This is a genomic window from Paracidovorax valerianellae (genome assembly GCF_900102625.1).
Taxonomy (GTDB): domain Bacteria; phylum Pseudomonadota; class Gammaproteobacteria; order Burkholderiales; family Burkholderiaceae_C; genus Paracidovorax; species Paracidovorax valerianellae.
The window spans coordinates 50,878-75,322 of record NZ_FMZC01000017.1 but is presented as its reverse complement, the minus strand read 5'-3'; the positions used below and the strand labels follow the sequence as shown (position 1 = coordinate 75,322).

Annotated in this window: 22 protein-coding genes; 13 read left to right on the top strand and 9 right to left on the bottom strand. The window is 65.6% G+C overall.

The window, feature by feature from the left end:
* The first annotated feature begins 51 nt into the window (after positions 1 to 51).
* Complete coding sequence (locus tag BLT03_RS20490) at positions 52 to 942, top strand: aldo/keto reductase family oxidoreductase (RefSeq protein WP_092745618.1); 891 nt, start codon at positions 52 to 54, stop codon at positions 940 to 942.
* A 30-nt stretch (positions 943 to 972) separates the two neighbouring features.
* Here BLT03_RS20490 and BLT03_RS20485 read toward each other — a convergent pair whose 3' ends face one another.
* The 3 genes from BLT03_RS20485 to BLT03_RS20475 all read right to left on the bottom strand — a co-directional run bounded on the left by BLT03_RS20485 (position 973) and on the right by BLT03_RS20475 (position 3,854).
* Positions 973 to 2,109, bottom strand: coding sequence for an MFS transporter (locus BLT03_RS20485; protein WP_092745639.1), 1,137 nt, complete (start codon positions 2,107 to 2,109; stop codon positions 973 to 975).
* A gap of 101 nt (positions 2,110 to 2,210) precedes the next feature.
* Positions 2,211 to 3,380 (bottom strand): alpha/beta hydrolase, encoded by a 1,170-nt coding sequence (locus BLT03_RS20480; RefSeq protein ID WP_092745617.1) that lies wholly within the window; start codon positions 3,378 to 3,380, stop codon positions 2,211 to 2,213.
* Between the two features lie 120 nt (positions 3,381 to 3,500).
* Positions 3,501 to 3,854, bottom strand: coding sequence for a cyclophilin-like fold protein (locus BLT03_RS20475; protein WP_092745616.1), 354 nt, complete (start codon positions 3,852 to 3,854; stop codon positions 3,501 to 3,503).
* Positions 3,855 to 4,066: 212 nt separating this feature from the next.
* On the opposite strand from BLT03_RS20475, the gene BLT03_RS20470 reads away from it, so the two are divergent.
* A complete protein-coding gene (locus tag BLT03_RS20470) occupies positions 4,067 to 4,969 on the top strand; it encodes a LysR family transcriptional regulator (RefSeq protein WP_092745615.1) in 903 nt (300 codons plus the stop codon).
* Positions 4,970 to 5,023: 54 nt separating this feature from the next.
* Here BLT03_RS20470 and BLT03_RS20465 read toward each other — a convergent pair whose 3' ends face one another.
* Complete coding sequence (locus BLT03_RS20465; protein WP_092745614.1) at positions 5,024 to 5,545, bottom strand: HD domain-containing protein; 522 nt, start codon at positions 5,543 to 5,545, stop codon at positions 5,024 to 5,026.
* Positions 5,546 to 5,628: 83 nt separating this feature from the next.
* On the bottom strand, positions 5,629 to 6,522 hold the full coding sequence (locus tag BLT03_RS20460; RefSeq protein ID WP_092745613.1) for a LysR family transcriptional regulator: 894 nt from the start codon (positions 6,520 to 6,522) through the stop codon (positions 5,629 to 5,631).
* Positions 6,523 to 6,683: 161 nt separating this feature from the next.
* Here BLT03_RS20460 and BLT03_RS20455 point away from each other — a divergent pair, with 161 nt between their 5' ends.
* Entirely contained in the window at positions 6,684 to 7,076 is a 393-nt protein-coding gene (locus BLT03_RS20455; RefSeq protein WP_092745612.1) for a carboxymuconolactone decarboxylase family protein, read from the top strand.
* A 16-nt stretch (positions 7,077 to 7,092) separates the two neighbouring features.
* On the opposite strand, the gene BLT03_RS20450 is transcribed toward BLT03_RS20455, so the two are convergent.
* Positions 7,093 to 7,956 (bottom strand): creatininase family protein, encoded by an 864-nt coding sequence (locus BLT03_RS20450; RefSeq protein ID WP_092745611.1) that lies wholly within the window; start codon positions 7,954 to 7,956, stop codon positions 7,093 to 7,095.
* 54 nt (positions 7,957 to 8,010) lie between these two features.
* A complete protein-coding gene (locus tag BLT03_RS20445; RefSeq protein ID WP_092745610.1) occupies positions 8,011 to 9,339 on the bottom strand; it encodes a sulfatase family protein in 1,329 nt (442 codons plus the stop codon).
* Positions 9,340 to 9,574: 235 nt separating this feature from the next.
* On the opposite strand from BLT03_RS20445, the gene BLT03_RS20440 reads away from it, so the two are divergent.
* The gene (locus tag BLT03_RS20440) at positions 9,575 to 11,329 is read left to right on the top strand and encodes a methyl-accepting chemotaxis protein (protein ID WP_175537819.1); all 1,755 of its coding nucleotides are present in this window, start codon (positions 9,575 to 9,577) and stop codon (positions 11,327 to 11,329) included.
* Between the two features lie 72 nt (positions 11,330 to 11,401).
* On the opposite strand, the gene BLT03_RS20435 is transcribed toward BLT03_RS20440, so the two are convergent.
* The gene (locus BLT03_RS20435; RefSeq protein ID WP_092745609.1) at positions 11,402 to 12,355 is read right to left on the bottom strand and encodes a LysR family transcriptional regulator; all 954 of its coding nucleotides are present in this window, start codon (positions 12,353 to 12,355) and stop codon (positions 11,402 to 11,404) included.
* Positions 12,356 to 12,454: 99 nt separating this feature from the next.
* Between BLT03_RS20435 and BLT03_RS20430 the strand changes: the two genes are divergently transcribed.
* Positions 12,455 to 13,471, top strand: coding sequence for a zinc-binding alcohol dehydrogenase family protein (locus BLT03_RS20430; protein WP_092745608.1), 1,017 nt, complete (start codon positions 12,455 to 12,457; stop codon positions 13,469 to 13,471).
* 93 nt (positions 13,472 to 13,564) lie between these two features.
* Positions 13,565 to 15,034 (top strand): MATE family efflux transporter, encoded by a 1,470-nt coding sequence (locus tag BLT03_RS20425; RefSeq protein ID WP_092745607.1) that lies wholly within the window; start codon positions 13,565 to 13,567, stop codon positions 15,032 to 15,034.
* A gap of 74 nt (positions 15,035 to 15,108) precedes the next feature.
* On the opposite strand, the gene BLT03_RS20420 is transcribed toward BLT03_RS20425, so the two are convergent.
* Positions 15,109 to 16,005, bottom strand: a complete 897-nt coding sequence (locus BLT03_RS20420) for a LysR family transcriptional regulator (protein ID WP_092745637.1) — start codon at positions 16,003 to 16,005, stop codon at positions 15,109 to 15,111.
* 90 nt (positions 16,006 to 16,095) lie between these two features.
* Between BLT03_RS20420 and BLT03_RS20415 the strand changes: the two genes are divergently transcribed.
* From BLT03_RS20415 to BLT03_RS20380, 7 genes are all read left to right on the top strand, one after another.
* Positions 16,096 to 17,220: an NADH:flavin oxidoreductase/NADH oxidase gene (locus BLT03_RS20415; protein WP_092745606.1), complete on the top strand. Its 1,125-nt coding sequence runs from the start codon at positions 16,096 to 16,098 to the stop codon at positions 17,218 to 17,220.
* A gap of 44 nt (positions 17,221 to 17,264) precedes the next feature.
* Positions 17,265 to 18,107, top strand: a complete 843-nt coding sequence (locus BLT03_RS20410) for an SDR family oxidoreductase (protein WP_092745605.1) — start codon at positions 17,265 to 17,267, stop codon at positions 18,105 to 18,107.
* 10 nt (positions 18,108 to 18,117) lie between these two features.
* Positions 18,118 to 18,609: a (2Fe-2S)-binding protein gene (locus BLT03_RS20405; protein WP_092745604.1), complete on the top strand. Its 492-nt coding sequence runs from the start codon at positions 18,118 to 18,120 to the stop codon at positions 18,607 to 18,609.
* A complete protein-coding gene (locus BLT03_RS20400) occupies positions 18,606 to 19,598 on the top strand; it encodes an FAD binding domain-containing protein (protein WP_092745603.1) in 993 nt (330 codons plus the stop codon). Before BLT03_RS20405 ends, BLT03_RS20400 begins: the two co-directional genes overlap by 4 nt.
* Positions 19,595 to 21,991 carry a xanthine dehydrogenase family protein molybdopterin-binding subunit gene (locus BLT03_RS20395; protein WP_092745602.1) on the top strand — a complete coding sequence of 799 codons (2,397 nt, stop codon included), beginning with the start codon at positions 19,595 to 19,597 and terminating at the stop codon, positions 21,989 to 21,991. Before BLT03_RS20400 ends, BLT03_RS20395 begins: the two co-directional genes overlap by 4 nt.
* Positions 21,992 to 22,191: 200 nt before the next feature.
* Complete coding sequence (locus tag BLT03_RS20390; protein WP_092745601.1) at positions 22,192 to 23,250, top strand: XdhC family protein; 1,059 nt, start codon at positions 22,192 to 22,194, stop codon at positions 23,248 to 23,250.
* Positions 23,251 to 23,605: 355 nt separating this feature from the next.
* Complete coding sequence (locus BLT03_RS20380; protein WP_092745636.1) at positions 23,606 to 24,418, top strand: alanyl-tRNA editing protein; 813 nt, start codon at positions 23,606 to 23,608, stop codon at positions 24,416 to 24,418.
* The last annotated feature ends 27 nt before the right edge of the window (positions 24,419 to 24,445 follow it).

Genomic DNA, 24,445 nt, shown 5'->3' with positions numbered 1-24,445 from the left:
CAGCCCTTTGGCTCAGCCCTTCCCCCATCACCACCGCACGAAAGTACCGCCATGACCGCCACGATCACCCCCGCCGCCACGCCCCTGCACTACACGCTGGGCGACCGCACCGTCCACCGCCTCGGCTACGGGGCCATGCAGCTCGCGGGGCCCGGCGTGTTCGGCCCGCCCAAGGACCGAGCGGCGGCGGTGGCCGTGCTGCGCGAAGCGGTGGAGCGCGGGGTGAACCACATCGACACGAGCGACTTCTACGGCCCGCACATCACCAACCAGATCGTTCGCGAAGCGCTCGCGCCGTATCCGCGGGACCTGGCCATCGTCACCAAGATCGGTGCGGTGCGGGACGACCAGGGCGGCTGGCTACCCGCGTTCTCGGCCGAGGCACTGCAGCAGGCCGTTCACGACAACCTGCGCAACCTCGGCCTCGACGTGCTGGAGGTGGTGAACCTTCGCGCCATGTTCAGCGTCCACGGCCCTGCCGAGGGATCGATCGAAGCGCCCCTCACCGCGCTGGCCGAGCTGCAGCGCCAGGGCCTGGTGCGCCACATCGGCCTGAGCAACGTGACGCGCGCGCAGTGGGCGCAAGGCCGCGGCATCTGCCGCATCGCCTGCGTGCAGAACCATTACAACCTCGTGCACCGCGGCGACGATGCGCTGATCGACGCGCTGGCGCAGGACGGAATTCCCTACGTGCCGTTCTTTCCGCTGGGCGGCTTCACGCCGCTGCAATCGTCCGCACTGTCCGGCGTGGCCGAGCGCGTGGGCGCCACCACGATGCAGGTCGCACTGGCCTGGCTGCTGCGCCGCTCGCCCAACATCCTGCTGATTCCCGGCACGTCGTCGGTCGCGCACCTGCGCGAGAACCTGGCCGCGGCCACGCTGGATTTGTCGGCCGATGCAATGCAGGCGCTGGACCGCATGGCCGACGCCGCCAGCCATTGACAGCATGGCGCGGCCGGGCGATAGGTCGGCTCACACATTGGCCACAGCGGTCCGGTCTGCCCGCGCGGTGAAGCCCACCGAAACGGCGGCGACCAGCAGCATGCCGGCGGCCGCGGCAAAGGTGCTCTGGGTGCCGCTGGCGTCGAACAGCCAGCCGCCGGCCGTGGAGCCGAGCGCGATGGCCATTTGCACCACCGCCACCATCAGGCCACCGCCGGCTTCGGCGTCCTGCGGCAGGGTCCGGGCCACCCAGGTCCACCAACCCACCGGCGTGGCCGTGGCGACCAGGCCCCACACGCCCAGCAAAGCCGCCACGGCTGTGCCGTGCGTGCCCCAGGCGATCAATGCCGCCGCTACCAGGGCCATGACCACCGGCGCGCCCACCAGCGTGGGGGAAAAGCTCTTTTTCAGCAGCGCGCCAATGGCGGTGGTGCCGATGACACCCGCCACACCGATGCCCAGCAGCATGAGCGACAGCGTGGAAACGTCCACGCGCGTCACCGTCTCCAGAAACGGGCGCAGGTACGTGAACAGCATGAACTGCCCCATGAAGAACGCGCCGACCGACAGCATGCCCAGGGTGACCACCCGGCGCTTGAACAGCCGGAACACGTTGTTCGAGCCTGCCGCGCGCGGCCCGGCGGGCAGCGGCGGCAGGCTGACCCATTGCCATGCGAACGCGACCACCGCCACCGGCACCAGGCACAGGAACGCGCCGCGCCACCCGATGACCGCGCCCAGGTAACTGCCCAGCGGCGCCGCCACCACCGTGGCCAGGGCGTTGCCGCCATTGAAGATCGCCAGGGCGCGCGGCACCTGCGGGGCCGGCACGAGCCGCATGGCCGTGGCCGCCGACAGGGACCAGAAGCCGCCCACGACCACCCCGATGAGCGCGCGACCCACGAGGTAGGTGGCGTAGTTCGGCGCCAGGGCAATCACGGCGCCGGAAAGGCACATCGCCCCGGTCAGCCACAGCAGCAGCGCCTTGCGGTCCATGCGCCCGGCCACGCTGGCGATGCACAGGCTCGCCAGCACCGCGAACGCCCCCGATACGGCGATGCCCTGCCCCGCCAGCCCTTCGGTCACGCCCAGATCGGCCGCCATCGGCGTCAGCAGGCTGACGGGCATGAACTCGGAGGCGATCAGTGCGAACACGCACAGCGCCATGGCGAAGATGCCGCTCCAGCAGGCGGGTTGCCGCTGTGGGTCGGTGCTGCCGGGCGCACCGGCAGCGCCAGTGCCGGCGGAGGCATCGAGACGTTGCGCCGTCATGCGGGGCCCGCCGCCGCTTGCTGCAGGTGGGTGCGAAAGAAGGTGTTCAGCGTGTTCCACGGGATGAGGCTCACCCGGTCGTACAGGTCCACATGGCCCGCGCCCGGCACGATGTGCAGTGTTTTCGGCTCGGCGGCGCGCTGGTATGCGTCTTCGCTGAACTCTCTGGAATGCGCCTGGTCGCCGGTGATGAACAGCAGCGGGCGGGGCGAAATCGCCTCGATGTCGGCGAACGGGTAGAAGTTCATGAACTTCACGTTGCTGGTCAGCGTGGGTTGGGTAGTGCGCGTGGGCGACTGGCCCGGCGGTGTGAATTCGCCGCGCGGCGTGCGGTAGAACGCGTAGAACTCGCGCTCGATGGCGGTGGAGTTGGGTGTCAGCGCCAGCACGGTCCCTCCGGTGTAGCGGGTTTCGCCGGCGCTGAACTCGACGGAGCGCTGCTCGGCGGCCTCGGCAAGGGTGGCCTTGCGCTGGTCGAGCGTCTGGGCCTTGCGCAACCCGTTGCGGTTGACCGCTCCCATGTCGTACATGCTCACCGTGGCAATGGCCTTCATGCGCGGATCGATCTTGGCCGCGCTGATCACGAAGCTGCCGCTGCCGCAGATCCCGAGGGCACCGATGCGATGGCGGTCCACCCCTGGCTGCGTGCCCAGGAAATCGACCGCAGCGCTGAAGTCTTCGGCATACATGTCCGGCGACACCGCGTTGCGGGGCTCACCGGCGCTGCCGCCCCAGAACGACAGGTCCAGCGACAGGGCGATGAACCCCTGCTCGGCCATCCTGGTGGCGTACAGGTTCGCGCTCTGCTCCTTCACCGCGCCCATGGGGTGGCCGACGACGATCGCGGCCGTCTTCTGGCCGCGTTGCAGTTCGCGCGGAATGAACAGGTTGCCCGCGATCTCCATGCGGTACTGGTTCTTGAAGCTCACCTTCTGCACGAGCACCCGGTCGCTGCGGTAGAAATTGTCGGCATCGGCCGGCACGGGGCCGCCCGCCGGAGCGTCCGCCGCGAAAGCCGCACCGGCGGTGACGGTGGCTGCGGTGGCCGAGAAAACGCCCAGCGCCGCCGCATGGGTGCCGGCGGTTTTGAGGAAATCGCGCCGGCCCGAAAAGGGAGCGCCAGGCGTGTCTTCGGGGAGCGGAAGGGGGTTGGTGAGTCGGTTCATGCAAAGCTCCTGTGGAAATGAAAAGGGCGAGCGAAGCCATGGCGCGCTCGATGGCGCCACTGGCAGGGTGGTGATTGATGGCGGTGGTTGGTGGCGGAGGGTTGGCGGTTGGCTGGGCGCTCAGTCCGGTAGGCGCTCGATCCGTACCGGAAACGGTCCCTGGCGCCGCAGCACCGCCAAGCCTGTGTCCACCCGGCCCAGCCGCAGCAGCCCGCTGGCATAGACGTCGTCGCCGACGAAGACCGCCAAGTTGCCCCATGGCGCGTAGAAGGCGATGTCGCCTGTGCGGGGCGCGATGCCCTCCGGCGATCCGGCCGCCGAGAGCTTGGCCGGCAAGGTGGCGATGCGCTCGACCCCGGCGTAGTTCTCCAGCGTGAGGGACAGCGGCAGCAGCGCAGCGAAATCGCGGCTGGCCGCGCTGTCGTTCAACGTGGCCGTGGCGGTTTCGCCACCGACTTGCAGGCGGATCTTCATGGGAGCTCCTTGAGCGAATGAGGAGGCGACCAGCGAGGCGCTCAGTCCGACCGCCAAGGCATTGCCGCAGGCCCGCGCCGTGCGGCGAAGAGAAGGAATGCGGTTGCTGTGTGCCATGCCGGGAAGTTTGCCCACGCAGTGCCGCGCCGACTAGATAATGAATGCTTAATAGATTTATCAGCCCCACTAATCAATCAAAGGCAGGCGGTCACATGGCACGGCGCAACCTCAACGATCTGCTCGCCTTCGTCACCGTGGCGCGCGAAGGCAGCTTCACCCGGGCGGCGGCCACGCTAGGCGTGACGCAGTCGGCGCTCAGCCAGGCGCTGCGCGGGCTGGAGGAGCGGCTGCAGATTCGACTGCTCACCCGCACGACGCGCAGCGTCTCGCCCACGCCGGCGGGTGAGCGGCTGATGCACGCCATCGGCCACCGCTTCGACGAGATCGAGGCGGAGCTCGACGCCCTCACCGCGCTGCGCGACAAGCCGGCCGGCACGGTGCGCATCACCTGCGGCGACAACGTGATGCACACCGTGCTGCTGCCCAAGCTCATGCCGCTGCTGCACGCCTACCCGGACATCAGGCTGGAGTTCGACATGAACTACGGCTTTCGAGACATTGTGGCCGACCGGTTCGACGCCGGCGTGCGCCTGGGCAACACCATCGACAAGGACATGATCGCCGTGCCCCTCGGCCCGCCGCTGCGCATGGCCGTGGTGGCATCGCCCGCGTACTTCGCCGCCCACCCCGCCCCGAAGACGCCGCACGATTTGACGGCCCACCGCTGCATTAACCAGCGCATGCCCACTTCGGGTGGCCTGTACGTGTGGGATTTCGCTCGTCGGGGGAAAGTGGTCAACGTGCGTGTGGACGGCCCGCTGATCTTCAACACCGCACCGCCCCAGGTCGATGCCGCGCTGGCCGGTTTGGGAATCACCTTGCTGCCGGAGGATGAACTGGCCCCGCACATCGAAGCGGGCCGGCTCGTGCGCGTTCTGGAAGACTGGTGTCCGCCCTTCGGCGGCTACCACCTGTACTACCCGAGCCGGCGCCAGCCCTCGCCCGCGTTTTCGCTCGTTCTGCAAGCATTGCGACTGGAGGCAACGGGCCGGTGAGCGGCTCGCGTTGCCCATGCGCCCATCCGCCCGGCCCCGCGGTGCGCCGGCTTCTCACGCGCTTTGCGGCAGCGCTTCTTCGCTCAGCAGGGTGTCCAGCTCGGTCCACAGCGCATCGCACAGGCCGGGACGAAACGCGGACGCCTTGAACACCGGGTGCTCGCCTTGGTACACAGCCCACATGGGGCGATTGGCATCCGCCACGCACGCCCGGACGTTCGAAAGCCGGTCCGCCACCTTCACCACCAACGCAAGCGTTTGCGGCCCCGTCACCCGGGCCAGCTTGGCGTAGGTCTTGGTCTTGCGCTCTTTCCGCGTCTCGCCCGGCTCGTCGGTGAGCAAGGCGACGCATTCGGCAACCAGGTCGCCGAAGCGCGCCCGCACGTCGTCCACCGTGGCGCCGGTGTCTTCGACCACATCGTGCAGATAGCCGATGACCTGCGCGTCTTCGCCGTAGGGCGCGAGAACCGCAGCGACCGCGTCCAGATGGTGCGAATAGGGAAGCGCCCCGTATCGCTGCGCGCCGTGCATGCCGACCGCGTAGGCGCGGGCCACGGAGAGTTTGGAGGTTTGCATGGCGAGAGTGTGATTCAGCGGCGGCTGGGGGAGACCTGGGGAAGACCTGGCAGAGTGGAACAAGACGTAAAAGGCCGTGCCGGCTAAGCCGCGGCAGCGTCCAGCCCGGTCGCGGCAACGAGCCCGTCGCGCATGGCCGGGCGGCCCGGGCGCGTCGCCAGGCCGATGCCGACCGACAGCGCGTCGCCTTCCGCCAGCGCACGGTACACGACGCCCGTTCGCCGCAGCCTGGTGAACGAGCGCGGCAGCAGGGCCACGCCACGGCCATTCGCCACCTCCGCCAGCAGCACATGGTGGTCGGTCGGCTCCCTGAGCTTTTTCGGCGCGAAGCCATGGCGCGAAAAAACCTGCTGGCAGTGGTCGTAGAACGCGGGCTGGCGCGCACGCTCGAACCAGAAGACCGTTTCGCGCGACAGGTCGGCCAGGCGAAGCACCTTGCGTTTGGCCAGCGGGTGCGCGGACGGCAGGGCCACCACCATCGGCAGGCGGTCAAGCTCCACCACTTCCAGGCCCGGGGCGCGGGTGGGCAGCGCGACGAACGCCGCATCCAGCTTGCCGCTGCCCAGTTGGCGCACCAGGCGGGGCGAGGGGTCGGAAACGATGGACACCGTGGTGCCCGGGTGGATCGCCTGCACCCGCTGCGCCAGCCCGCGAAACCACCCGGGCTCGACGGCGCTCGTGAGGCCCAGCCGGAGCGTGGCAGGCATGCCGGGGTTGGCAAGGGCTGCCTGCGCGTCGCGAAGCAGCTTGGCGACACCGCGCGCATAGGGCACCAGCCGGTGGCCCGCATCGGTGAGGTTCACGCCTTTCGTGTTGCGGTCGAAAAGCCGCGCGCCCAGGCGCTCTTCCAGCTCCCGGATGGCACGGCTCAAGGGCGGCTGCGACAGGTGCAGCGTTTCGGCCGCCTGCCGGAAGCTCAGCGCATCCGCCACGGCCAGGAACAGCGCGAGCGAGCGGGAATCGAGAAGGTTATTCATACCAAAAAAGTATCACGAAATGGGTCATTCCCTGCGCAGCGGCCGCTCCCTACATTCAGCGGCTTCGACACCTTCCTGAGAAACACCATGGCTTTTTCCTTCTGTCTCAATACCGATGTCTCGCGTGGCGCGGCATCCTGCGAACATTTCGGAGGTGCCCGATGAGCACCGAACGCTACGCACGCGGCGTGCGCATGCTGGGCGCCGTGGATGGCCCGGCGGGCCTGGCGGTGGTCGAGGGGCTGGCGAAATCGTTCCCCGACTTCGCGCGCTACCTGCTGGAGTTCCCATTCGGCGACATCTACGCGCGGGAAGGTCTGGGCCTGCGTGAACGCGAACTGGCCACGGTGGCCGCGCTGTGCGCCCTGGGCCATGCCCTGCCCCAGTTGCGGGTGCACGTTCATGCGGCGCTGCACGTGGGCTGCAAGCCGGGCGAGATCGTGGAAGTGGTGATGCAGATGGCGGTCTATGCGGGGTTTCCTGCGGCGCTCAACGGCCTGTCGGTCGTGCGCGAAGTGTTCGCGGAATCGGGCATCGCGCTGCCGCTGGCCTGACCGCCAAGGCAGCGCCTCAAAGCGCTCCGCGGGCCACGACCGTGTTCAGCGGCAGCGCGTGGATCTCGCCCAGCAACTGGGCCAGCCCTGCCGCTGCAGCCTGCACCACCGCCCGGCCTTTCTCGGCCGTCGCGCCGGCCGCATTGCCCACTGCACCGGCCGGGTGGTAGTCCTGCATGGCCCAGCCCATCTTGGCGCTCTTGCCGTTGCCCAGGATGGCGTAGCGCTCCGCACGGTCCTGCGAGGTGGACCGCCAATCCTGCGCCTGGTCCATGCGCACGGTGCCGGGGGCAAGGTGCAGCATCATCGAAGTTTCGATCTCTCCGCCGTGGATGCCGAAGCGGTGCTCTTCGGCGCTGAACAAACCGTTCACCGCTTCGGGCAGTGGGAGGCTGAACCAGCTGGCGCTGTAGACGAGCAGGCCGCAATGCTGGCGCAGCTCGCGCGCCACGATGTCCATCACGCTCACCTGGCCGCCATGGCCGTTGAGCAGCAGCAGTTTCTTGAAGCCCGCGCGGGCCACGCATTCGCCCAGCTCGGTCCACAGCGCAATGAGGGTGGCGGGCTTGAGCGTGAGGGTGCCCGCATACGCGGTGTGCTCGGTGCTCAGGCCCACGTTCTGGGGCGGCAGGAACACGACCGGCAGGTGGCCGGGCAGCTGGGGCAGCGCCGCATCGATCACGCCCTGCAGCAGCGCGGCATCCACGCTGAGCGGCAGATGCGGACCGTGCTGCTCGATGGCCGCCACCGGCAGCACGGCCACGGTTTCTGCCGCCAGACCCGACGCCTGGGCCTGCACGAAATCGCGCGCAGACCATTCGGCCCAGAAACGGGAGGGTGGCTGGAATGGTTCGGAGGGCACGGAGGGCGATGGGGTCATGGGCGGATGCGATGAGAAGGCGTGCGGTAAGAAGAGCGGTGCAAGGCGGCCAGGTCAGAACGTCGCTTGGGGCAGCTCGTTGCGCGTGAACACCAGCGACACCTTGGCCTCATCGGGAATGGGGGGCAATGCCGCGTCCCACGCCTGCCAGGCGGCGCGAAGCTCGGCCAGGCGCGCCGGTTCGCGGTCGCGCAGGTTGGCGCGTTCGCGGGGGTCGGCCACTACGTCGAAGAGGTATTCCACACCATCCACTTGCAGGTATTTGTAGCGCCCGCGCACCAGCGCACGCTGCTCGCGGTGCTTCATGCGCCAGAACAGGTCGCGCTCCGGGCACCAGCGAGGGTCGTCGAAAAGCGGCAGCAGGCTGGTGCCGTCCAGCGGGTAATCGGGGTGCGCGGCCACGCCGGCGGCGGCCAGGAACGTGGCGGTCCAGTCCATGGTGAGGCTGGGCGTGTCGCTCACGCTGCCAGGGGCGATGCGCGCGGGCCAGCGGGCCAGCAGCGGCACGCGGATGCCGCCTTCCAGCAGATCCATCTTCTGGCCGACGAAGGGCCAATTGTTGGAATAGCGCTCGCCGCCGTTGTCGCTGGTGAAGACGATCAGCGTGTTCTCGGCCAGGCCCTTTTCTTCCAGCGCATCCAGCACCCAGCCGATGCCTTCGTCCATGTGATGGATCATGCGCTGGTAGGTTTCAAGGCTGCCCCCGTCGATGTGCTTGCCGAAGCCGCCCAGGCGCTCGGACTCGGCGCGGTCGTCCCGCGTGAGCCACGGCCAGTGCGGGGCGCTGTAGTGCAGGCTCAGCAGGAAGGGGCGATCGGCCGGTTGCTCGCGCACGAAGTCGGCCGCGCGGCGGCTCAGCAGGTCGGTGAGGTAGCCGTCTTCTGTGTGCGCGGTCTCATCGGTCCAGAAGTCCGGCCGGCCGCGCGGATCGCAATGCGCGAAGTAATCCGAGCCCCCGGCGTGAAAGCCATAGAAGGAGTCGTAGCCCGACATGCGCGGGCCGAAATGCGGCGGGTAGCCCAGGTGCCACTTGCCCACCAGCGCGGTGGCATAGCCCGCGTCGCGCAGCAGCGAAGGCAGCGTGGGATGGCCGGGCGGCAGGCCCAGCACCTTGTCGCCATGCACGCTGGCCAGCGGCTCTTCAGCCGCGCCCCGCAGCCGGTACTGCCAGCGGCCCGTGGCCAGCGCGAACCGCGTGGGCGAGCACACGGCCGAATTGGAATAGCCCCGCGTGCACCGCAAGCCGGAGGCGGCCAGGGCGTCCAGCCGCGGAGAGACATCCACGGGCACGCTGTAGGCATCGCGCGCGCCCGTGCAACCCAGATCGGCGTAGCCCAGGTCGTCGGCCAGGATGAAAAGAAGATTGGGGCGGGTGGCGGTCATCGGCAAATCACGGGCGGGGCGGAACAAGACCGGACAGACCCATCGGCCTGCCAGTCACATGGGCGGATTGTGGCGCCTTGCCCACGATCAAGCCACCGCTGACCCAGAAATGGCGCACCCGGGACGGAGGCAGCGTCCTACAGCTTTAATTACATGCCAGAGATACAAATTACACATTGACACAAACGTGACATATCGGTCCACTGGGCCATTCGATTACCGCTCAAAGGCAGCCATGAACTTCTTCCAACGCATGAAACTGGGCACCTTGCTGGGCTCTGGATTCGCTCTCGTCATCGCCATCGGCTTTCTGGTGGCGGCCTTCGGCCGGGTCCAGCTGGACCAGGTGGGCAGCAATATCAAGCTGCTGTCGCACGACCGCGTCGCCAATCTGCTGCTCCTGCAGGAAATGAAGGACGGCCTGAACACGGTCGCCCGCGCGGCCCGCAACATCGCGCTGCTGGAAGACCCGACGCAGATGGCGGAAGAAAAGCGCCGCATCGAGCAGACCCAGGCCCGCAATTTGGAGCTGATCGGCCAGTTGAACACGCGCATGTCCAGCCCCGAAGCCCGTGCGCTGTTCGCCAAGATCGGCGAGGCCCGCCCCGCCTACGTCGCGGCACTGAACAAGGCGGTGGACCTGGGGTTGGCGAACCAGAACGAGCAGGCGCGCGAACAGCTTCTCGGCCCCGTGCGCCCCGTGCAGTCGGCGTATTTCAAGGCGCTCGACGACGTGATCGCCTACCAGAAGGCCTCCACCGTGAGCACGGCGGACGAGTCCGAACGCAGCGCCGCCTCGGCCGGCAACCTGATGCTGGCGCTGGCCGCCATCGCCGCCGCCGCGGGTGGTCTGGTCGCCTGGGCCATCACCCGCCAGATCAAGGCGCAGGTGGGGGGCGAGCCGGCCTATGCCTCCGAGATCGCCCAGCAGGTGGCGAGCGGCAACCTGGCAGTGGGCGTGCAGTTGCGCGAGGGCGATACCCACAGCGTGCTGGCGGCCATGAACACGATGCGCACCAGCCTGAGCGGCATCGTGGGCCAGGTGCGCGAGAGCAGCGAATCGATCGCCACCGGCGCGGGCCAGATCGCCACGGGCAACGCCGACCTGAGCCAGCGCACCGAAGAGCAGGCGTCCAACCTGCAGCAGACAGCGGCGTCGATGGAAGAGATGAATTCCACGGTCAAGCAGAACGCCGACACGGTGCGCACCGCATCGCAACTGGCGACCTCGGCCAGCGCCACGGCGACCAAGGGCGGAGAAGTGGTGAGCAACGTGGTGCGCACCATGGAAGACATCACGGCCAGTTCGCGCAAGATCAGCGACATCATCGGCGTGATCGACTCCATTGCCTTCCAGACCAACATCCTGGCGCTGAACGCCGCCGTGGAAGCCGCGCGGGCCGGCGAACAGGGCCGGGGCTTTGCCGTCGTGGCCAGCGAAGTACGCAGCCTGGCGGGCCGGTCCGCCGAGGCCGCCAAGGAAATCAAGGCGCTGATCAGCCAGAGCGTGCAGACGGTGGAACAAGGCTCGTCGCTGGTCGGCGAAGCCGGCACCACCATGAACGAGATCGTCGAGCAGGCCCGCCGTGTGGCCGACCTGATCGGCGAGATCGGTGCCGCCACGCATGAACAGGAGCAAGGCATTTCGCAGGTGAGCGATGCGGTGAACCAGCTCGATCAGGTGACGCAGCAGAACGCAGCGCTGGTGGAAGAGTCGGCCGCTGCGGCCGACAGCCTGAACCATCAGGCCTCGCGCCTGGTGGAAATCGTCAGCGTGTTCCGCCTTGACGAATCGGCCTCCGGCGCCGTCATCCGCCGCGCACAGGCCCAAAGCCGGACTGCGCCGGCCCCTGCTGCGATGCCCCGCGCCCAGGCCCCCCGGGCCGTGGCCGCCCCCGCCCGCAAGCCCCAGGCGTCGTTGACCGCGGCCCGGCCGGCGAAACAACCGGCGATGGCCGCCACGGCCGACGACGAATGGGAAAAGTTCTGAGCCGCCAGGGCGCTTGAACAGCCTCTGCACTGCCCCGCCTTGGCGGGGCTTTTTTATCGGCCGCTGCCGCCGTCAAGGCAGGGCGACCCATCCGGCCCCGCCGCTCTGCGCCGACTCTTCGGCCGCCAGGGCAGCGCAGCATTGCGCCAGGTGATCGACCAACGCCCGCACCCGCGCAGGCACGAAGCGGTTGCTGGGCAGCACCGCGTGCAGGGCGTAGCGCTGGCCCAGCCAATCGGGCATCAGCGCAACGAGGGCGCCTGCGCGCAGGTTGGCCCGCACGTCGATGGCCGATTTGTAGACGATGCCGCCGCCCGCCAGCGCCCATTCGTGCGCGATCGCGCCGTCGTCCACGCTGCGCTCACCTTCGACGGCCACCGACACCGCTTCGCCGTCGGTGGCGCGCTCGAAATGCCAGCGCACCTCGCGCCGGCCGGCGATGTGCAGGGTCAGGCAATCGTGCCGCGCCAGGTCCGCGGGATGCTGCGGCGCGCCCCGACGCGCCAGGTAGGCCGGCGCGGCGCAGGGCACGCGCCGGGTGATGCACAGCGGGCGGGCGACCAGTTGCGAATCGGCCAGCGCGCCGTAGCGCAGCGCCACATCGACCGCATCACGGCGCACGTCGTGCACCCGGTCGCTCACCGACAAGGCGATGTGCACGCCCGGGTGCTGCTGCAAAAACCCATCGAACCACCCCAGCAGCAGGCTGCGCGACAGGTCGGACGGCGCGGCCACGCGCACGGTGCCCCGCAGTGCACCGGCTTCGGAGGCCGCCTGGCTGGCGCCTTCTTCCAGCAACTCCAGCGCCCGCGTGGCGTAGTCGAGCAGGGTCTGGCCCTGGTCGGTCAGCCGCATGGCGCGGGTGGAGCGCTCGAACAGGCGCGTGCCCACCTGGGCCTCCAGCCGCTTGAGCATGGCGCTGGCAGCGGCGGGGGTGATTTCGAGCACCCGGGCCGCGGCGGTCAGGCTGCCGCCCCGGGCGGTTTCGACCAGCACACGCAGGTCGGAGATATTTTCAAATTTCATTTGAAATAGATAGAAATTCAACGGTCTTATCAAATCCATTTTGCCAACCTACAGTGCGTGCATCGCTGTTTCTTTTCTTCTTTTTTGACGGAGTTGCACATGAAAGCCATCGGCTACCACGCCCCCCATGCCATCGACCACCCTGAAGCCCTGGTGGATCTGGACCTTCCCGAGCCCACGCCTGGCAAGCACGATCTGCTGGTGCGCGTGCAGGCGGTGTCGGTCAATCCCGTGGACACGAAAGTGCGCGCCAGCGCGGCGCCCGAGGCGGGTTCGCCGAAGGTGCTGGGCTGGGACGCGGTGGGCACCGTGCAGGCGCTGGGCAGCGCGGTGCAGGGTTTCGCGGTGGGCGACCGCGTGTATTACGCCGGCGCCATCGACCGCCCCGGCGCCAATGCCGAACTGCACGCGGTGGATGCACGCATCGCCGCGCCTGCGCCCGCAACGCTTTCGGATGCCCAGGCCGCTGCGATGCCGCTGACCGCCATCACGGCGTGGGAGATCCTGTTCGACCGCTTGCGCATTCCGGCTGGCGATGGCGCGGCGGCGGGGCAGTCCCTGCTGGTCGTGGGCGGCGCGGGCGGGGTCGGCTCGATCCTCATCCAACTGGCGCGCCAGTTGACGGGCCTGCGCGTGATCGCCACCGCCTCGCGGCCCGAAACGCGCCAGTGGTGCCTGGACATGGGCGCGCACGACGTGATCGACCACCACCAGCCGCTCGCCCCGCAACTGGCGGCCCTGGGCTTGCCGCAGGTGGACCACGTGGCGTCGCTCACCCACACGCCGACCTACATGGCCCAATATGTGGAATGCGTGCGGCCCCAGGGGCAGATCACGGTGATCGACGACATGCCCTCGCTGGACGTGATGCCCCTCAAGCGCAAGAGCATTTCGCTGCACTGGGAAATGATGTTCACGCGCTCGCTGTTCGGCACGCCCGACCTGCACCGCCAGGGCGAGTTGCTGGCCGAAGTGGCGCGCCTTCTGGATGCGGGCCGGCTGCGCAGCACCTTCACCACCGATGGCGGACGCATCGACGCGGCCCACCTGCGCCAGGCCCACGCGCTGGTGGAAAGCGGCCGCGCCATGGGCAAGGTCGTGCTGCAGGGGTTCTGATCGCCGCTGTGCCGGCAGAGCCGCGATTCCGTGCCGGAAAGTTGCCGGCATCGGCCGACAGCCCGGGTACCGTGGGCGCTGGCACCATGCCGCATGCCCAAGCCCCCCACGCGCGACCTGACCCAAGGCCCCATCGGCCGCACGCTGCTGGTGTTCGCGTTGCCCATCCTCGCGGGCAACGTGCTGCAGTCCCTCAACGGATCGATCAACGCCATCTGGGTCGGGCGCTACCTGGGCGAGGCGGCGCTCACCGCCACGGCGAATGCCAACAACATCCTGTTCCTGCTGATCGGCGCCGTGTTCGGCGTGGGCATGGCGGCCACCATCCTCGTGGCCCAGGCCATGGGCGCGAAGAATCTCGCGCAGGCCCAGCGCGTGATGGGCACCAGCGCCACATTCTTCGGGGGCACCTCGGTGCTCATCGCCCTGATGGGCCTGCCGCTGTCGCGCGAGATCCTGGGCTGGATGGGCACGCCGCCCGACGCGCTGCCACTGGCCGAGGCCTACCTGCGCACGCTGTTCCTGGCCATTCCGCTGCTGTACCTGTTCGCTTTCATCTCGGCGGTGCTGCGCGGCGCGGGCGACACGCGCACCCCGTTTCTCTTACTGCTGCTGGTGGTGGTGCTGGACACGGCGCTGAACCCGCTGCTCATCTTCGGCCTGGGGCCGCTGCCGCGCATGGGCATAGCGGGCTCGGCCATGGCCACGCTGGTGGCCAACGCCTTGAGCTTCGCGGCGCTGCTGGCGTGGCTGCGCTACCGGCGCCACCCGCTGTGGATCGGCCGCGCGCAATGGCGGCTGTTCGTGCCCGACCCGGCCATCCTGCGGGCGCTGGTCGTCAAGGGCATTCCGATGGGCGTGCAGATGGTGATGATCTCGCTGGCCATGCTGATGGTGATGGGCATGGTCAACGCGCAGGGCGTGGTCACCGCGTCGGCCTACGGCGCGGCGCTGCAGTTGTGGACCTACGTGCAGATGCCGGCCATGGCGATCGGCGCCGCGTGCTCGTCGATGGCCGCGCAGAACGTGGGTGCCGGCCGCTGGGACCGGGTGGACGGCGTCGCGCGCAGCGGCACGCTGTTCAACTTCGTGCTCACGGGGGCGCTGATCGCGCCGCTCATCCTGCTTGACCGCATGGCGCTGTCGCTCTTTCTGCCCGAGGGCAGCGCTTCGCTGGAAGCGGCGCGGCACCTGAACCACATCGCGGTGGGATCGTTCCTGTTCTTCGGCGTGACCTTCGTGCTTTCGGGCGTGGTGCGGGCGACGGGGGCGGTGGTGCCGCCACTCATCATCCTGGGCCTGGCGCTGTGGGGCATCCGCCTGCCGATCGCCTACGGGCTGCAGCCCTGGCTGGGCGCGGACGCAATCTGGTGGAGCTTTCCGGCCAGCGCGCTGTGCGCCATGCTGATGTCGATGGCGTATTACCGATTCGGCCGCTGGCGCCAGGCGCGCATGCTACCGCCCGGCGAATCGGTGGCCACGCCGGCCGAGGTGGGCGGGCTGCCGCCCGCGCCCGTGTGCTGCCGGATGGCAGATTTCGTCAAAGTGCGCTCGTGGACCTGATAGCGGTTTCACGTTTTCCGCCATCGCTATAAACGCTGACAGGAAACTCGTACCTGCGGCGCAAACGCTGTTAGCTACTTCGCCGATTGCCTTACGAAGTCAATCAAGGCCTTCAGCTTCGTTGGCTGATCATGCCGACTTGGGTAGTACAAATAAAAACCTGGAAATGTCGGCGAAAACTTGGTCAAAACGCGTGTCAGGCGTTTTGACTTGACCAGAGGAGCCGCCAATCCCTCAAATGTGTAGGCAAGCCCAACACCTTCGAGAGCGGCGTCCAGGCCGAATAACGAGTCTGAGATAGTCAAGCTGCCCTGCACTTCGTACTCCACCGGACGGCCTTCGATTTCAAACTCCCATTTGTAAATCGCCCCTGAGCCTAAGCCTCGAAACCGCACGCAGTTGTGGCGCGCAAGGTCATTCGGATGACGTGGCGCCGGCACCCGCTTCAAGTACTCAGGTGAACCGACCACGGCCATCGTCACCGGTCCGCCGAGAGGAACAGCCACCATGTCCTGCTGAACGCTTTCTCCCAAACGGATTCCAGCATCGAACCCGCGTGCCACGATATCGACGAAACCTTCGTCGTTGGTCAATTCAATGTGCACCTGCGGGTTCTCTCGAAAAAACCCGGCTAGCTGCTGCTGTAGCACCATGGCAATCGATACTCGAGCGGCATTGAGCCGCAGCGTACCGGCCGGCCGGCTCTGCATCACGTTGAGCTCTTCACCCGCTTCAACGACCTGCCCCAGCGCGGGCCCCACCCTCGCAAGGTAGGCTTCTCCGGCCTCAGTCAGGCTCAAGCTTCGTGTGGTTCTGTTCAGCAGCCTGACTCCGAGGCGGGCTTCAAGGTGCCGGATGGCTTGGCTCAATGCGGAAGGCGAAACCTCCAGTTCTGCAGCTGCCGAGCTGAAACCTTTGTGCTCCGCCACCTTCCAAAATGCGATCAGTCCGTCGAGCTGTTTGAGTTTCATATTGAAGATTATCTTCAAGAGGCATTCGGTGTAAGGCCATTTTTCTTTTGAACGGTGACTTCTACAGTGGCGCTATTACAAGGACTATCGATGCCCGGCCTGTTCGACCGTTTCACCCTGAAGGAAATCACCCTTCGCAACCGCATCGCTGCATCCCCGATGTGCCAGTACCAAGCCGATCAGGAGGGCCGGATTACCGATTGGCACACGCCTCACTACACGGCATTGGCACGGGGTGGCGCAGGGCTAGTGATGGTTGAAGCCACAGCGGTGTCTCCAGAAGGCCGGATAACGATCGGAGACTTGGGCCTCTGGAACAATTCGCACATCGAAGGTCTTTCGGCCATCGCGCAGGCGATTACAAAGGGGGGCGCTGTCCCGGGCATCCAACTCGGCCACGCGGGACGCAAGGGTGGCTGTACTCCACCATGGGAAGGTGGTGTGCCAATCACTTCGAGCGAACCGCAAGCATGGCAACCCATCGCGCCGTCCGCCCTACCACTGATCGCGAACCACCCCCATGTGCCAAGGGCGATGAGTCTCAAAGACATTCATCGGGCCCAACAAAACTTTATAGATGCCGCCCAGCGCGCCTTGACGGCCGGCTTTCAGTGGCTGGAGTTGCATTTCGCCCACGGCTTTTTGGCACAAAGCTTCCTATCGCCGCACTCGAATCATCGCGACGATGCCTATGGTGGCAGTCTGGAGAACAGGGCTCGCTTCCTCGTCGAGACCATTGCCGCTGTTCGGCGCGTGTGGCCTGCGCACTTACCGTTGGCTGTGCGTCTCGGCGTCCTGGAATTCGACGGCAAAGACGATGCAAATTTGTCCGAGTCCATTACGGTCCTTCAGTGGCTCAGGGCCGAGGGCTTAGACCTCGTTGACGTGGGTATCGGGTTTTCCACGCTCGCGCCTGTGCCATGGACACCGAACCTGCTGATCGATACCGCCGCGCGAGTCGCGCTAGAAACGGGTTTGAAGGCGACCACTAGTTGGCTAATCACCGATGCAAAAGACGCAGACCGCGCGGTGCGCGAGAAAAAAATCGATTTCGTGATGGTGGCGCGACGGCTGCTTGACAACCCGCATTGGCCCCGCCACGCGGCGCTTGAGCTTGGACTCCTCGAACAAGTTCTTCCGACGCCCTATGCGTACTGGCTCGAGAACTGGCGGCCCAAAACCAAACCGCTTTCTACTGAACTCTTATGGCCCTAGCGTGACGGGATTGATGACGCGCCACTAACGAACCAAGGAACACAATGTCTTTAAATGAAAAAGTATGGCTGATCACCGGTGCCGGCCGCGGCCTCGGAGCGGACATCGTTCGCTCGGCCCTGTCGGCTGGACACGCAGTGGTCGCTACAGGTCGCGACCCAAAAAAACTGGATGCAGCGCTCGGCTCGCATGACAAGCTCCTGACGGTGAAGCTGGACATCACAGATGCAGACGACGCGACGGCCGCCGCTGCAGCGGCCATAGCGCGCTTCGGGCGCATTGATGTGCTTGTCAACAACGCCGGCAACTTTTACGCCGGTTTCTTCGAGGAGCTCAGCCCGGATCAGATTCGACAGCAGATCGAGACCTTGCTTTTCGGCCCAATGAACGTCACACGCGCTGTGTTGCCGGTGATGCGAAATCAGCGCGCCGGACTCGTCCTCACGATTTCATCGACTGCAGGTCTCGTCGGTGGGACATTCTGCACAGGCTATGCGGCGGGAAAATTCGGCGTCGAGGGCTGGATGGAGTCGCTCTCGCCAGAAATCGAACCGTTCGGTATCGCAACGATGCTGGTCGAACCGGGCTTCTTCCGGACCGAATTGTTGTCAAACGGTTCCACGACATTCGCAATGCCTTCAATCGACGATTACGCAGACCGCACCGCAGGGACGATCGCCTATCTTTCCAGTCTGGATGGCAAGCAGCCGGGCGACCCAGTGAAGCTTGCGAGCGCATTGGTGCAACTGGCAGTACTTGAAAAGCCACCGAGGCGTTTTGTGGCGGGCACCGATGCAATGCAGCCTATCGAAGCAAAAGCCCACGCGTTGCTTTCACAGATCAACGCGCACCGCGAGCTGTCAGCTTCGCTGGTCACCGCCCTTTAAGGAGATTGAGATGTCAGCCCTTCACCCCCTAACGCTCGAGGTCAACGGCCGGCGCCAGGACCTACGACTGGACAGTCGCACCACCTTGCTCGATGCCCTGCGCGAACATGCCTTTCTGCCCGGTACCAAGAAGGGCTGCGACCAAGGCCAGTGCGGCGCCTGTACCGTCCATGTCGATGGTGAACGAGTGCTCAGTTGCCTCACCCTCGCCGCGCAGGCCGAAGGCCGTCAGATCACGACCATCGAAGGACTTCAAAATAGCGATGGACTGATGCACGTTGTACAGGCCGCGTTCATCGAACACGACGCATTCCAGTGCGGCTACTGCACGCCGGGGCAGATCATGTCCGCCATTGCCTGCATCCGCGAAGGCCATGCCAATTCGAAAGACGAGATTCGTGAATATATGAGCGGCAACATCTGCCGCTGCGGCGCCTACTCGAACATTGTTGTAGCGGTACACGATGCCGCAGACCGCGTCAAGAAAGGAGCTACGCTGTGAAACAGTTCGACTATTTTCGCGCAGACACTGTCTCTGCGGCCAGCTTTGAAGCCGCCCAGCCAGAAACGAAATTGCTTGCGGGCGGCACTACCCTGCTCGACCTCATGAAGCTCAATGTCGAGCGGCCATCGCGCGTAATCGACATCACGCGCATCGACGGGATCGATAGCATCACCGTGTCAACCAATGCCATCCGCGTCGGAGCACTCGCGAAGATGAGCAAGGTTGCCGACCATGCCGACATCAAGGCGGCCGCACCGGTATTGTCGGAAAGCCTCTGGCGCGCTGCTTCGGCGCAGTTGCGCAATATGGCCTCAATCGGCGGAAACTTGATGCAACGCACACGCTGCATGTATTTTCGCGACCCGGGCGCTTATCCCAACTGCAATAAGCGCACGCCCGGATCTGGCTGCGCGGCACTGAGCGGCATCAATCGAAATCATGCTGTGCTGGGCACCAGCGATGCGTGTATAGCGATCTACCCGGGCGACTTCGCTGTGGCGCTGGCCGCGTTTGATGCCAGAGTCATTGTCAAGGGCGCCGTCGAACGGAGCATTCCTATTGATGAGTTCTTCTTGCTCCCCGGGCACACACCTCATCTGGAAACCAGCTTGGCTTCAGGCGAGATCATCTTGGGAATCGAAGTGCCTCGCTCGGAAGTGCTACGACGCTCGCACTACCTGAAGGTACGCGACCGCGCTTCATACGAGTTCGCTGCCGCAAGTGCAGCTGTCGGGCTAGCGATGGAAGGCGATGGCAAGACAATCAGGGAAGTGCGCATCGCCATCGGTGGCGTCGCTACGAAGCCATGGCGACTGCGCGCAGTGGAAGCCGCGCTCAAGGGCAAGATCCTCGACGAAGCCACGCTGCGTGCAGCTTCTGGCGCTACTGCCGAAGGTGCGAAGTCGAGTGTATATAACGCATTCAAAATCGACTTGGCGCCCAAGGTTGTGGCACGCGCGTTGATGACTGTCGGAGGTGTGGCATGACCCAGAACAAAGAACTGGAATTGAGCCGCCGGGCTGTCATGAAGCTCGGAGTCGGCACCGCCGTGGTGGCGACGGCGGGCGTAGGCTTATCGTCCGATGAAGCCTTCGCGCGCGAACTCACTCCCAGCCGCGGGCCTGTCCTCGGAGCCGCCATATCACGTGCCGACGGCCCGTTAAAAGTCGCTGGGCTTGCCCGCTACGCGATTGAGCAGAAGCTGGAAAACATAGCCTACGGCGTCACGGTGCAATCGACGCGGCCGGCCGGACGCATCGTCGAAATCGACACCTCAGCCGCAAAGGCGCTGCCGGGAGTGGTAGATGTCTACACGCTGCATAACCCGTTAAAGCTGAACAAACCCACTCACTACAGCAAGGGAGGCGGAGCTACGGAAGAATTCACGCCGCTGCAGGATGACGTGGTGCGTTTCAACGGTATGCATATCGCACTGGTCGTAGCGGATACGTTGGAACAGGCGACCGAGGCGGCAAGCATTCTCAAGGTCAGGTACGAAGACGCTGAACCGATCATCGACCTGGACGATCCGAAAGCGAAACCTCAGACCATTGCCGATATGGGCGCCGTCTGGGGCGATGCACCTGTCGCACTCGCCAGTGCCGATGTCAGGCTAGATGTCACCTACACGACGGCTCGCGAATACAACGTGCCACTGGAACCACATGCCTGTATAGCGTCGTGGGACAGCGGAAAGATCACCGTCTGGGAACCGAGCCAGTGGGTCGGCGGCGCGCGCAGAGTGATATCTGAATGGCTCGGCATCGACATCGCGAACGTAAGAGTTATCTCTCCTTACGTAGGCGGTGGCTTCGGCTCCAAGATCGGCGCGCATCCGCACGTGGGCCTAGCCTGCGCGGCCTCGCGGCAGTTGGGACGGCCCGTCAAAGTGTCGCTCACCCGACCCCAGACCTTCACTGGTCTGGGCGGTCGGCCAGCGACTAAGCAGAACCTATCGATTGGCGCCACGAAAGACGGAAGTATCGTCTCCATCGTCCATGAGAGCTGGAATGAAACGGCCATCGACGAGGTGCATGTCGAGGCGTGCAACAACGTGACCAAAATCATGTACGCGACGCCCAACTTCGTGTCTCGCCTGAATGTGGTGCCGGTTCATACCGTCATGCCAGGCTGGAAGCGCGGACCCGGCGAAAACCCTAGCGCTTTCGCGCTCGAAAGCGCCATTGACGAGCTAGCCTACGCGCTTAGCATGGATCCGATCACGCTGCGCCTAGCCAATTGGGCCGACAAGGATCCAAGCAACCGGCTTCCTTGGACCACGCGGCAACTGCGCGAAGCCTATGCCGCAGGTGCCAAGGCCATCGGGTGGTGGAACCGCAATCCAAAACCCCGGTCGATGCGCGAGGGGCGCGAGTTGATCGGTTATGGCATGGCTGCTGGTGCTTATCCAATGATCCGAACGGCCAGCGAAGCGAAGATCGTTTTCTATGCCGATGGACGAATCGAAGTGCTCAGCGCCGGCACCGACATCGGCACCGGAACGTACACGATTCTTGCGCAGACGGCCGCCGACGTACTGGACATACCGGTCGGGAATGTGGTGGTCCGTTTGGGCGACACCGTGCTACCGCGCTCAGCGCTGGCCGGCGGCTCCCAACAAGCGAACAACCTTGCGAGCGCCGTAGCCAGGGCCGCGCTCAACGCAATCGAAGCGCTACGCACACTGGCAGCCAGCGATCCGAAATCGCCGCTGGCAATGTCGAAGCCGTCGGATCTGAGCTACGAGCGCGGTGCCCTCCGCCTGACCCGTCGTCCGAGCGGCGGCATCAGCATCGCTAATCTGCTGAAGGCCGTCGGCAAGAGTACGCTGGAAGTCGAAGGCAACACCTTCGCCACAGAGGCGACCGAAGCCACGAAGGACGCGGCCGACCGCAGTTTCGCTCAGTTGAAGGGCGCGGTCGAGGGCGGCATGTCAGCCCATAGCTGGTGCGCGCAGTTCGTGGAAGTTCGCGTGGACGAGGACTTTGGCACGATTCGCGTCAAGCGCATGGTGGCCGCTTTCGACAGCGGACGGATCTTTAATCCGAAGTTGGCCGAAAGCCAGTGGATAGGTGGCATGGTCATGGGCCTCGGGCAGACGCTGCTCGAAGAAGGCCACATCGACCGCCGCGACGGCCGCACCGTGAACGCCAACTTTGCGGACTACGCAGTACCGGTGAATGCCGATGTGCCGGAAGTGCAGGTGATCTCCGTGGGCATCCCCGACATGCAAGCCACTGCGCTGGGAGGCAAGAACGTTGGTGAGATTGGCGTTGTGGGTGTGGCCCCAGCCATTGGCAACGCCATCTTCCACGCAACGGGCAAACGCATCCGCAGTCTTCCGATCACGCTCGATAAAATAAGCGCGGCCCAGGCTTAAAGGAATCTGGCAAATCCAACACAGGCATTCGATGAAGCAGCGTAGTGAGTCCAAAGACGAAGGGCCTTTTGATGATTCAGGGCGTAAGGGGGGTTGCGCTCGAGCATGCGTGGATCAGCAGATTGAGGGGTTTATTCACGGGTTCTTCGGCGGTAGGGCATTCCCGTGTGAACTACCCGCCAAACTGAGCTGATCGATCCATGGAAGATCTCGACACTCTGGTACTGAGAACCGCCTGCCAATGGTTTGGCGCCGGCTCGGCCGTCGTGCTGGTCACAGTCGCTCAGACATGGGGGTCGTCTCCCCGCCCGCCGGGTTCGCTGATGGCCATCAACGGGCTCGGCGAGACTGTGGGTTCAGTTTCGGGAGGGTGCATTGAAGACGACCTGATTCATCTGATCCGCAAGGGTGGGGTGCAGGCAGCGTGCAGGTCCGACAGACCCACTATTCTTCGCTACGGCATCTCAGCCGATCAAGCTCACCGTTTCGGTCTACCGTGCGGCGGTACGGTTGAGTTGGTGCTCGAGCAAGTGGCTGCCCATAGTCGGCTGGATGAGTTGCTGGCAGCCTGCGAAGGCAGGCGCAGCACTGAACGCCGTTTGCACCTGGGTACTGGCGAAGTTTTTTTACGCAAGGGGTTACGCGACGGCGTGCCCAGGCTGGACGAAACGTATCTCGTCACCTGGCTTGGCCCGCAGGCCCGATTGATCGTCATCGGCGCAGGAGACTTAGCTAGTTACCTCTGCCAGATGGCAGTCAGCGTGGGTTTCGATGTAGTGGTGTGCGACCCTCGTGAAGAGCATCGGACAGGCTGGAGCATGCCTGCAGTGCAAGTCAGCCATGAAATGCCAGACGACTTGATCATCCGGCTGAAACCCGACGCTCGCACGGCCGTGGTTGCGCTCACCCACGACCCGAAGCTGGATGATCTTGCGCTCATCGACGCTTTGCAGTCTGAGGCCTTCTATGTCGGTGCTATCGGGTCACGCCGCAACACGACGCTGCGGCGACAGCGGCTGAAAGAACACTTTGATCTGTCAGATGCCAGCCTTGATCGCTTGCGCGGACCTGCAGGGCTTTACATCGGAAGTAAGACGCCCGCTGAGATTGCTCTATCGATCATGGCCGAGGTCATTGCAGCGAAGAACGGCGTTGCAGCCCATGACCTCAATTCGGTAGGGCAAGGTAAATCGCGATTAGAAGGCCCGGCCATGACGGGGCCGGGCCCCGGCTCTAGCAGCGGCGCAAGTCACCTTTAACGACGTATTACGCCAATGCGAATGAAGGGTTTCCTGCATGCCAAGCGCTGGCTGCGCATTGTGGAGATCACCGCACTCTGGCTCTGGCTCTGGCTCTGGCTCTGGCTCTGGCTCTGGCTCTGGCTCTGGCTCTGGCTTGGCTCTGGCTCTGGCTTGGCTCTGGCTTGGCTCTGGCTTGGCTTGGCTTGGCTCTGGCTTGGCAGAGACTTCACTTTTTCTGGCATTCGACATCTGCATGTCTACGCAGATCTTTTCCTTTTTGAGCAAGCACATAAAGAAACATGCCGCGTCCATGCCCGTGTCGGGGGAGGAGGGGTTGAGCCGTCTATTCGAAGGCACCGTTACCATCGGCGACATGACGACCGACGCCCTGCCCTCCGCCGCAACGCCCGATTCCACCCCGTCCACGCAAGACCTGTTCCGTGAAGACGCGTACCTGCGCGAATGCCAGGCCACCGTGGTGGCGGTGCAGCCGGACGGCGGCATCGTGCTGGACCGCACGGTGTTCTACCCGCTCGGGGGTGGCCAGGCCGGTGACAGCGGCATGCTGGTGCGGGCGGACGGCAGCACGGTGGCCATTGCCGACACGCGCAAGGGCAAGGATGCCGAAGGGCGGCCCACGGCCGCCATCGTGCACGTGCCGGCCCCTGGCGATGCAGCGCCCGTGGCGGTGGGCGAGGCCGTCACCGCGCGCATCGACTGGGAGCGCCGCCACCGGCTGATGCGCTTTCACACCACCACCCACCTGCTGTGCCACCTGGTGGCGCAGCCCGTGAACGGCTGCTCGATCACGCCCGACTACGCGCGGCTCGACTTCCACATGGATGGCGCGCTGGACAAGGACGCGCTCACCGCCGGCATCGCCCGCCTGGTGGCCGAGGGCCACGCCGTCACCCTTGGGACGGTGACCGATGCGGAGCTGGACGCCAACCCCGCCTTGGTCAAGAGCATGAGCGTGCAGCCCCCGCGCGGCACGGGCCAGGTGCGCACCGTGCGCGTGGGCGGCGCTGCCGAAACGGCCGGCGAAGCCGGCACGCTCCAGATCGACCTGCAGCCCTGCGGCGGCACGCACGTGGCGAACACCGGCGAGATCGGCACCGTGGTCGTGACCAAGATCGAGAAAAAAGGCGCCATGTCGCGCCGCGTGGTGCTCGGCTTCGCGGCATGAGTCCGGTCCCGGCCCAGGAACCAAACC

What these genes read in the sequence shown, in the direction of transcription:
- BLT03_RS20490 (WP_092745618.1), top strand. Translation starts at nt 52, where the DNA reads ATGACCGCCACGATCACCCCCGCCGCCACGCCCCTGCACTACACGCTG.
- BLT03_RS20485 (WP_092745639.1), bottom strand. Translation starts at nt 2,109, where the DNA reads ATGGCGCTGTGCGTGTTCGCACTGATCGCCTCCGAGTTCATGCCCGTC.
- BLT03_RS20480 (WP_092745617.1), bottom strand. Translation starts at nt 3,380, where the DNA reads ATGAACCGACTCACCAACCCCCTTCCGCTCCCCGAAGACACGCCTGGC.
- BLT03_RS20475 (WP_092745616.1), bottom strand. Translation starts at nt 3,854, where the DNA reads ATGAAGATCCGCCTGCAAGTCGGTGGCGAAACCGCCACGGCCACGTTG.
- BLT03_RS20470 (WP_092745615.1), top strand. Translation starts at nt 4,067, where the DNA reads ATGGCACGGCGCAACCTCAACGATCTGCTCGCCTTCGTCACCGTGGCG.
- BLT03_RS20465 (WP_092745614.1), bottom strand. Translation starts at nt 5,545, where the DNA reads ATGCAAACCTCCAAACTCTCCGTGGCCCGCGCCTACGCGGTCGGCATG.
- BLT03_RS20460 (WP_092745613.1), bottom strand. Translation starts at nt 6,522, where the DNA reads ATGAATAACCTTCTCGATTCCCGCTCGCTCGCGCTGTTCCTGGCCGTG.
- BLT03_RS20455 (WP_092745612.1), top strand. Translation starts at nt 6,684, where the DNA reads ATGAGCACCGAACGCTACGCACGCGGCGTGCGCATGCTGGGCGCCGTG.
- BLT03_RS20450 (WP_092745611.1), bottom strand. Translation starts at nt 7,956, where the DNA reads ATGACCCCATCGCCCTCCGTGCCCTCCGAACCATTCCAGCCACCCTCC.
- BLT03_RS20445 (WP_092745610.1), bottom strand. Translation starts at nt 9,339, where the DNA reads ATGACCGCCACCCGCCCCAATCTTCTTTTCATCCTGGCCGACGACCTG.
- BLT03_RS20440 (WP_175537819.1), top strand. Translation starts at nt 9,575, where the DNA reads ATGAACTTCTTCCAACGCATGAAACTGGGCACCTTGCTGGGCTCTGGA.
- BLT03_RS20435 (WP_092745609.1), bottom strand. Translation starts at nt 12,355, where the DNA reads ATGAAATTTGAAAATATCTCCGACCTGCGTGTGCTGGTCGAAACCGCC.
- BLT03_RS20430 (WP_092745608.1), top strand. Translation starts at nt 12,455, where the DNA reads ATGAAAGCCATCGGCTACCACGCCCCCCATGCCATCGACCACCCTGAA.
- BLT03_RS20425 (WP_092745607.1), top strand. Translation starts at nt 13,565, where the DNA reads ATGCCCAAGCCCCCCACGCGCGACCTGACCCAAGGCCCCATCGGCCGC.
- BLT03_RS20420 (WP_092745637.1), bottom strand. Translation starts at nt 16,005, where the DNA reads ATGAAACTCAAACAGCTCGACGGACTGATCGCATTTTGGAAGGTGGCG.
- BLT03_RS20415 (WP_092745606.1), top strand. Translation starts at nt 16,096, where the DNA reads ATGCCCGGCCTGTTCGACCGTTTCACCCTGAAGGAAATCACCCTTCGC.
- BLT03_RS20410 (WP_092745605.1), top strand. Translation starts at nt 17,265, where the DNA reads ATGTCTTTAAATGAAAAAGTATGGCTGATCACCGGTGCCGGCCGCGGC.
- BLT03_RS20405 (WP_092745604.1), top strand. Translation starts at nt 18,118, where the DNA reads ATGTCAGCCCTTCACCCCCTAACGCTCGAGGTCAACGGCCGGCGCCAG.
- BLT03_RS20395 (WP_092745602.1), top strand. Translation starts at nt 19,595, where the DNA reads ATGACCCAGAACAAAGAACTGGAATTGAGCCGCCGGGCTGTCATGAAG.
- BLT03_RS20390 (WP_092745601.1), top strand. Translation starts at nt 22,192, where the DNA reads ATGGAAGATCTCGACACTCTGGTACTGAGAACCGCCTGCCAATGGTTT.
- BLT03_RS20380 (WP_092745636.1), top strand. Translation starts at nt 23,606, where the DNA reads ATGACGACCGACGCCCTGCCCTCCGCCGCAACGCCCGATTCCACCCCG.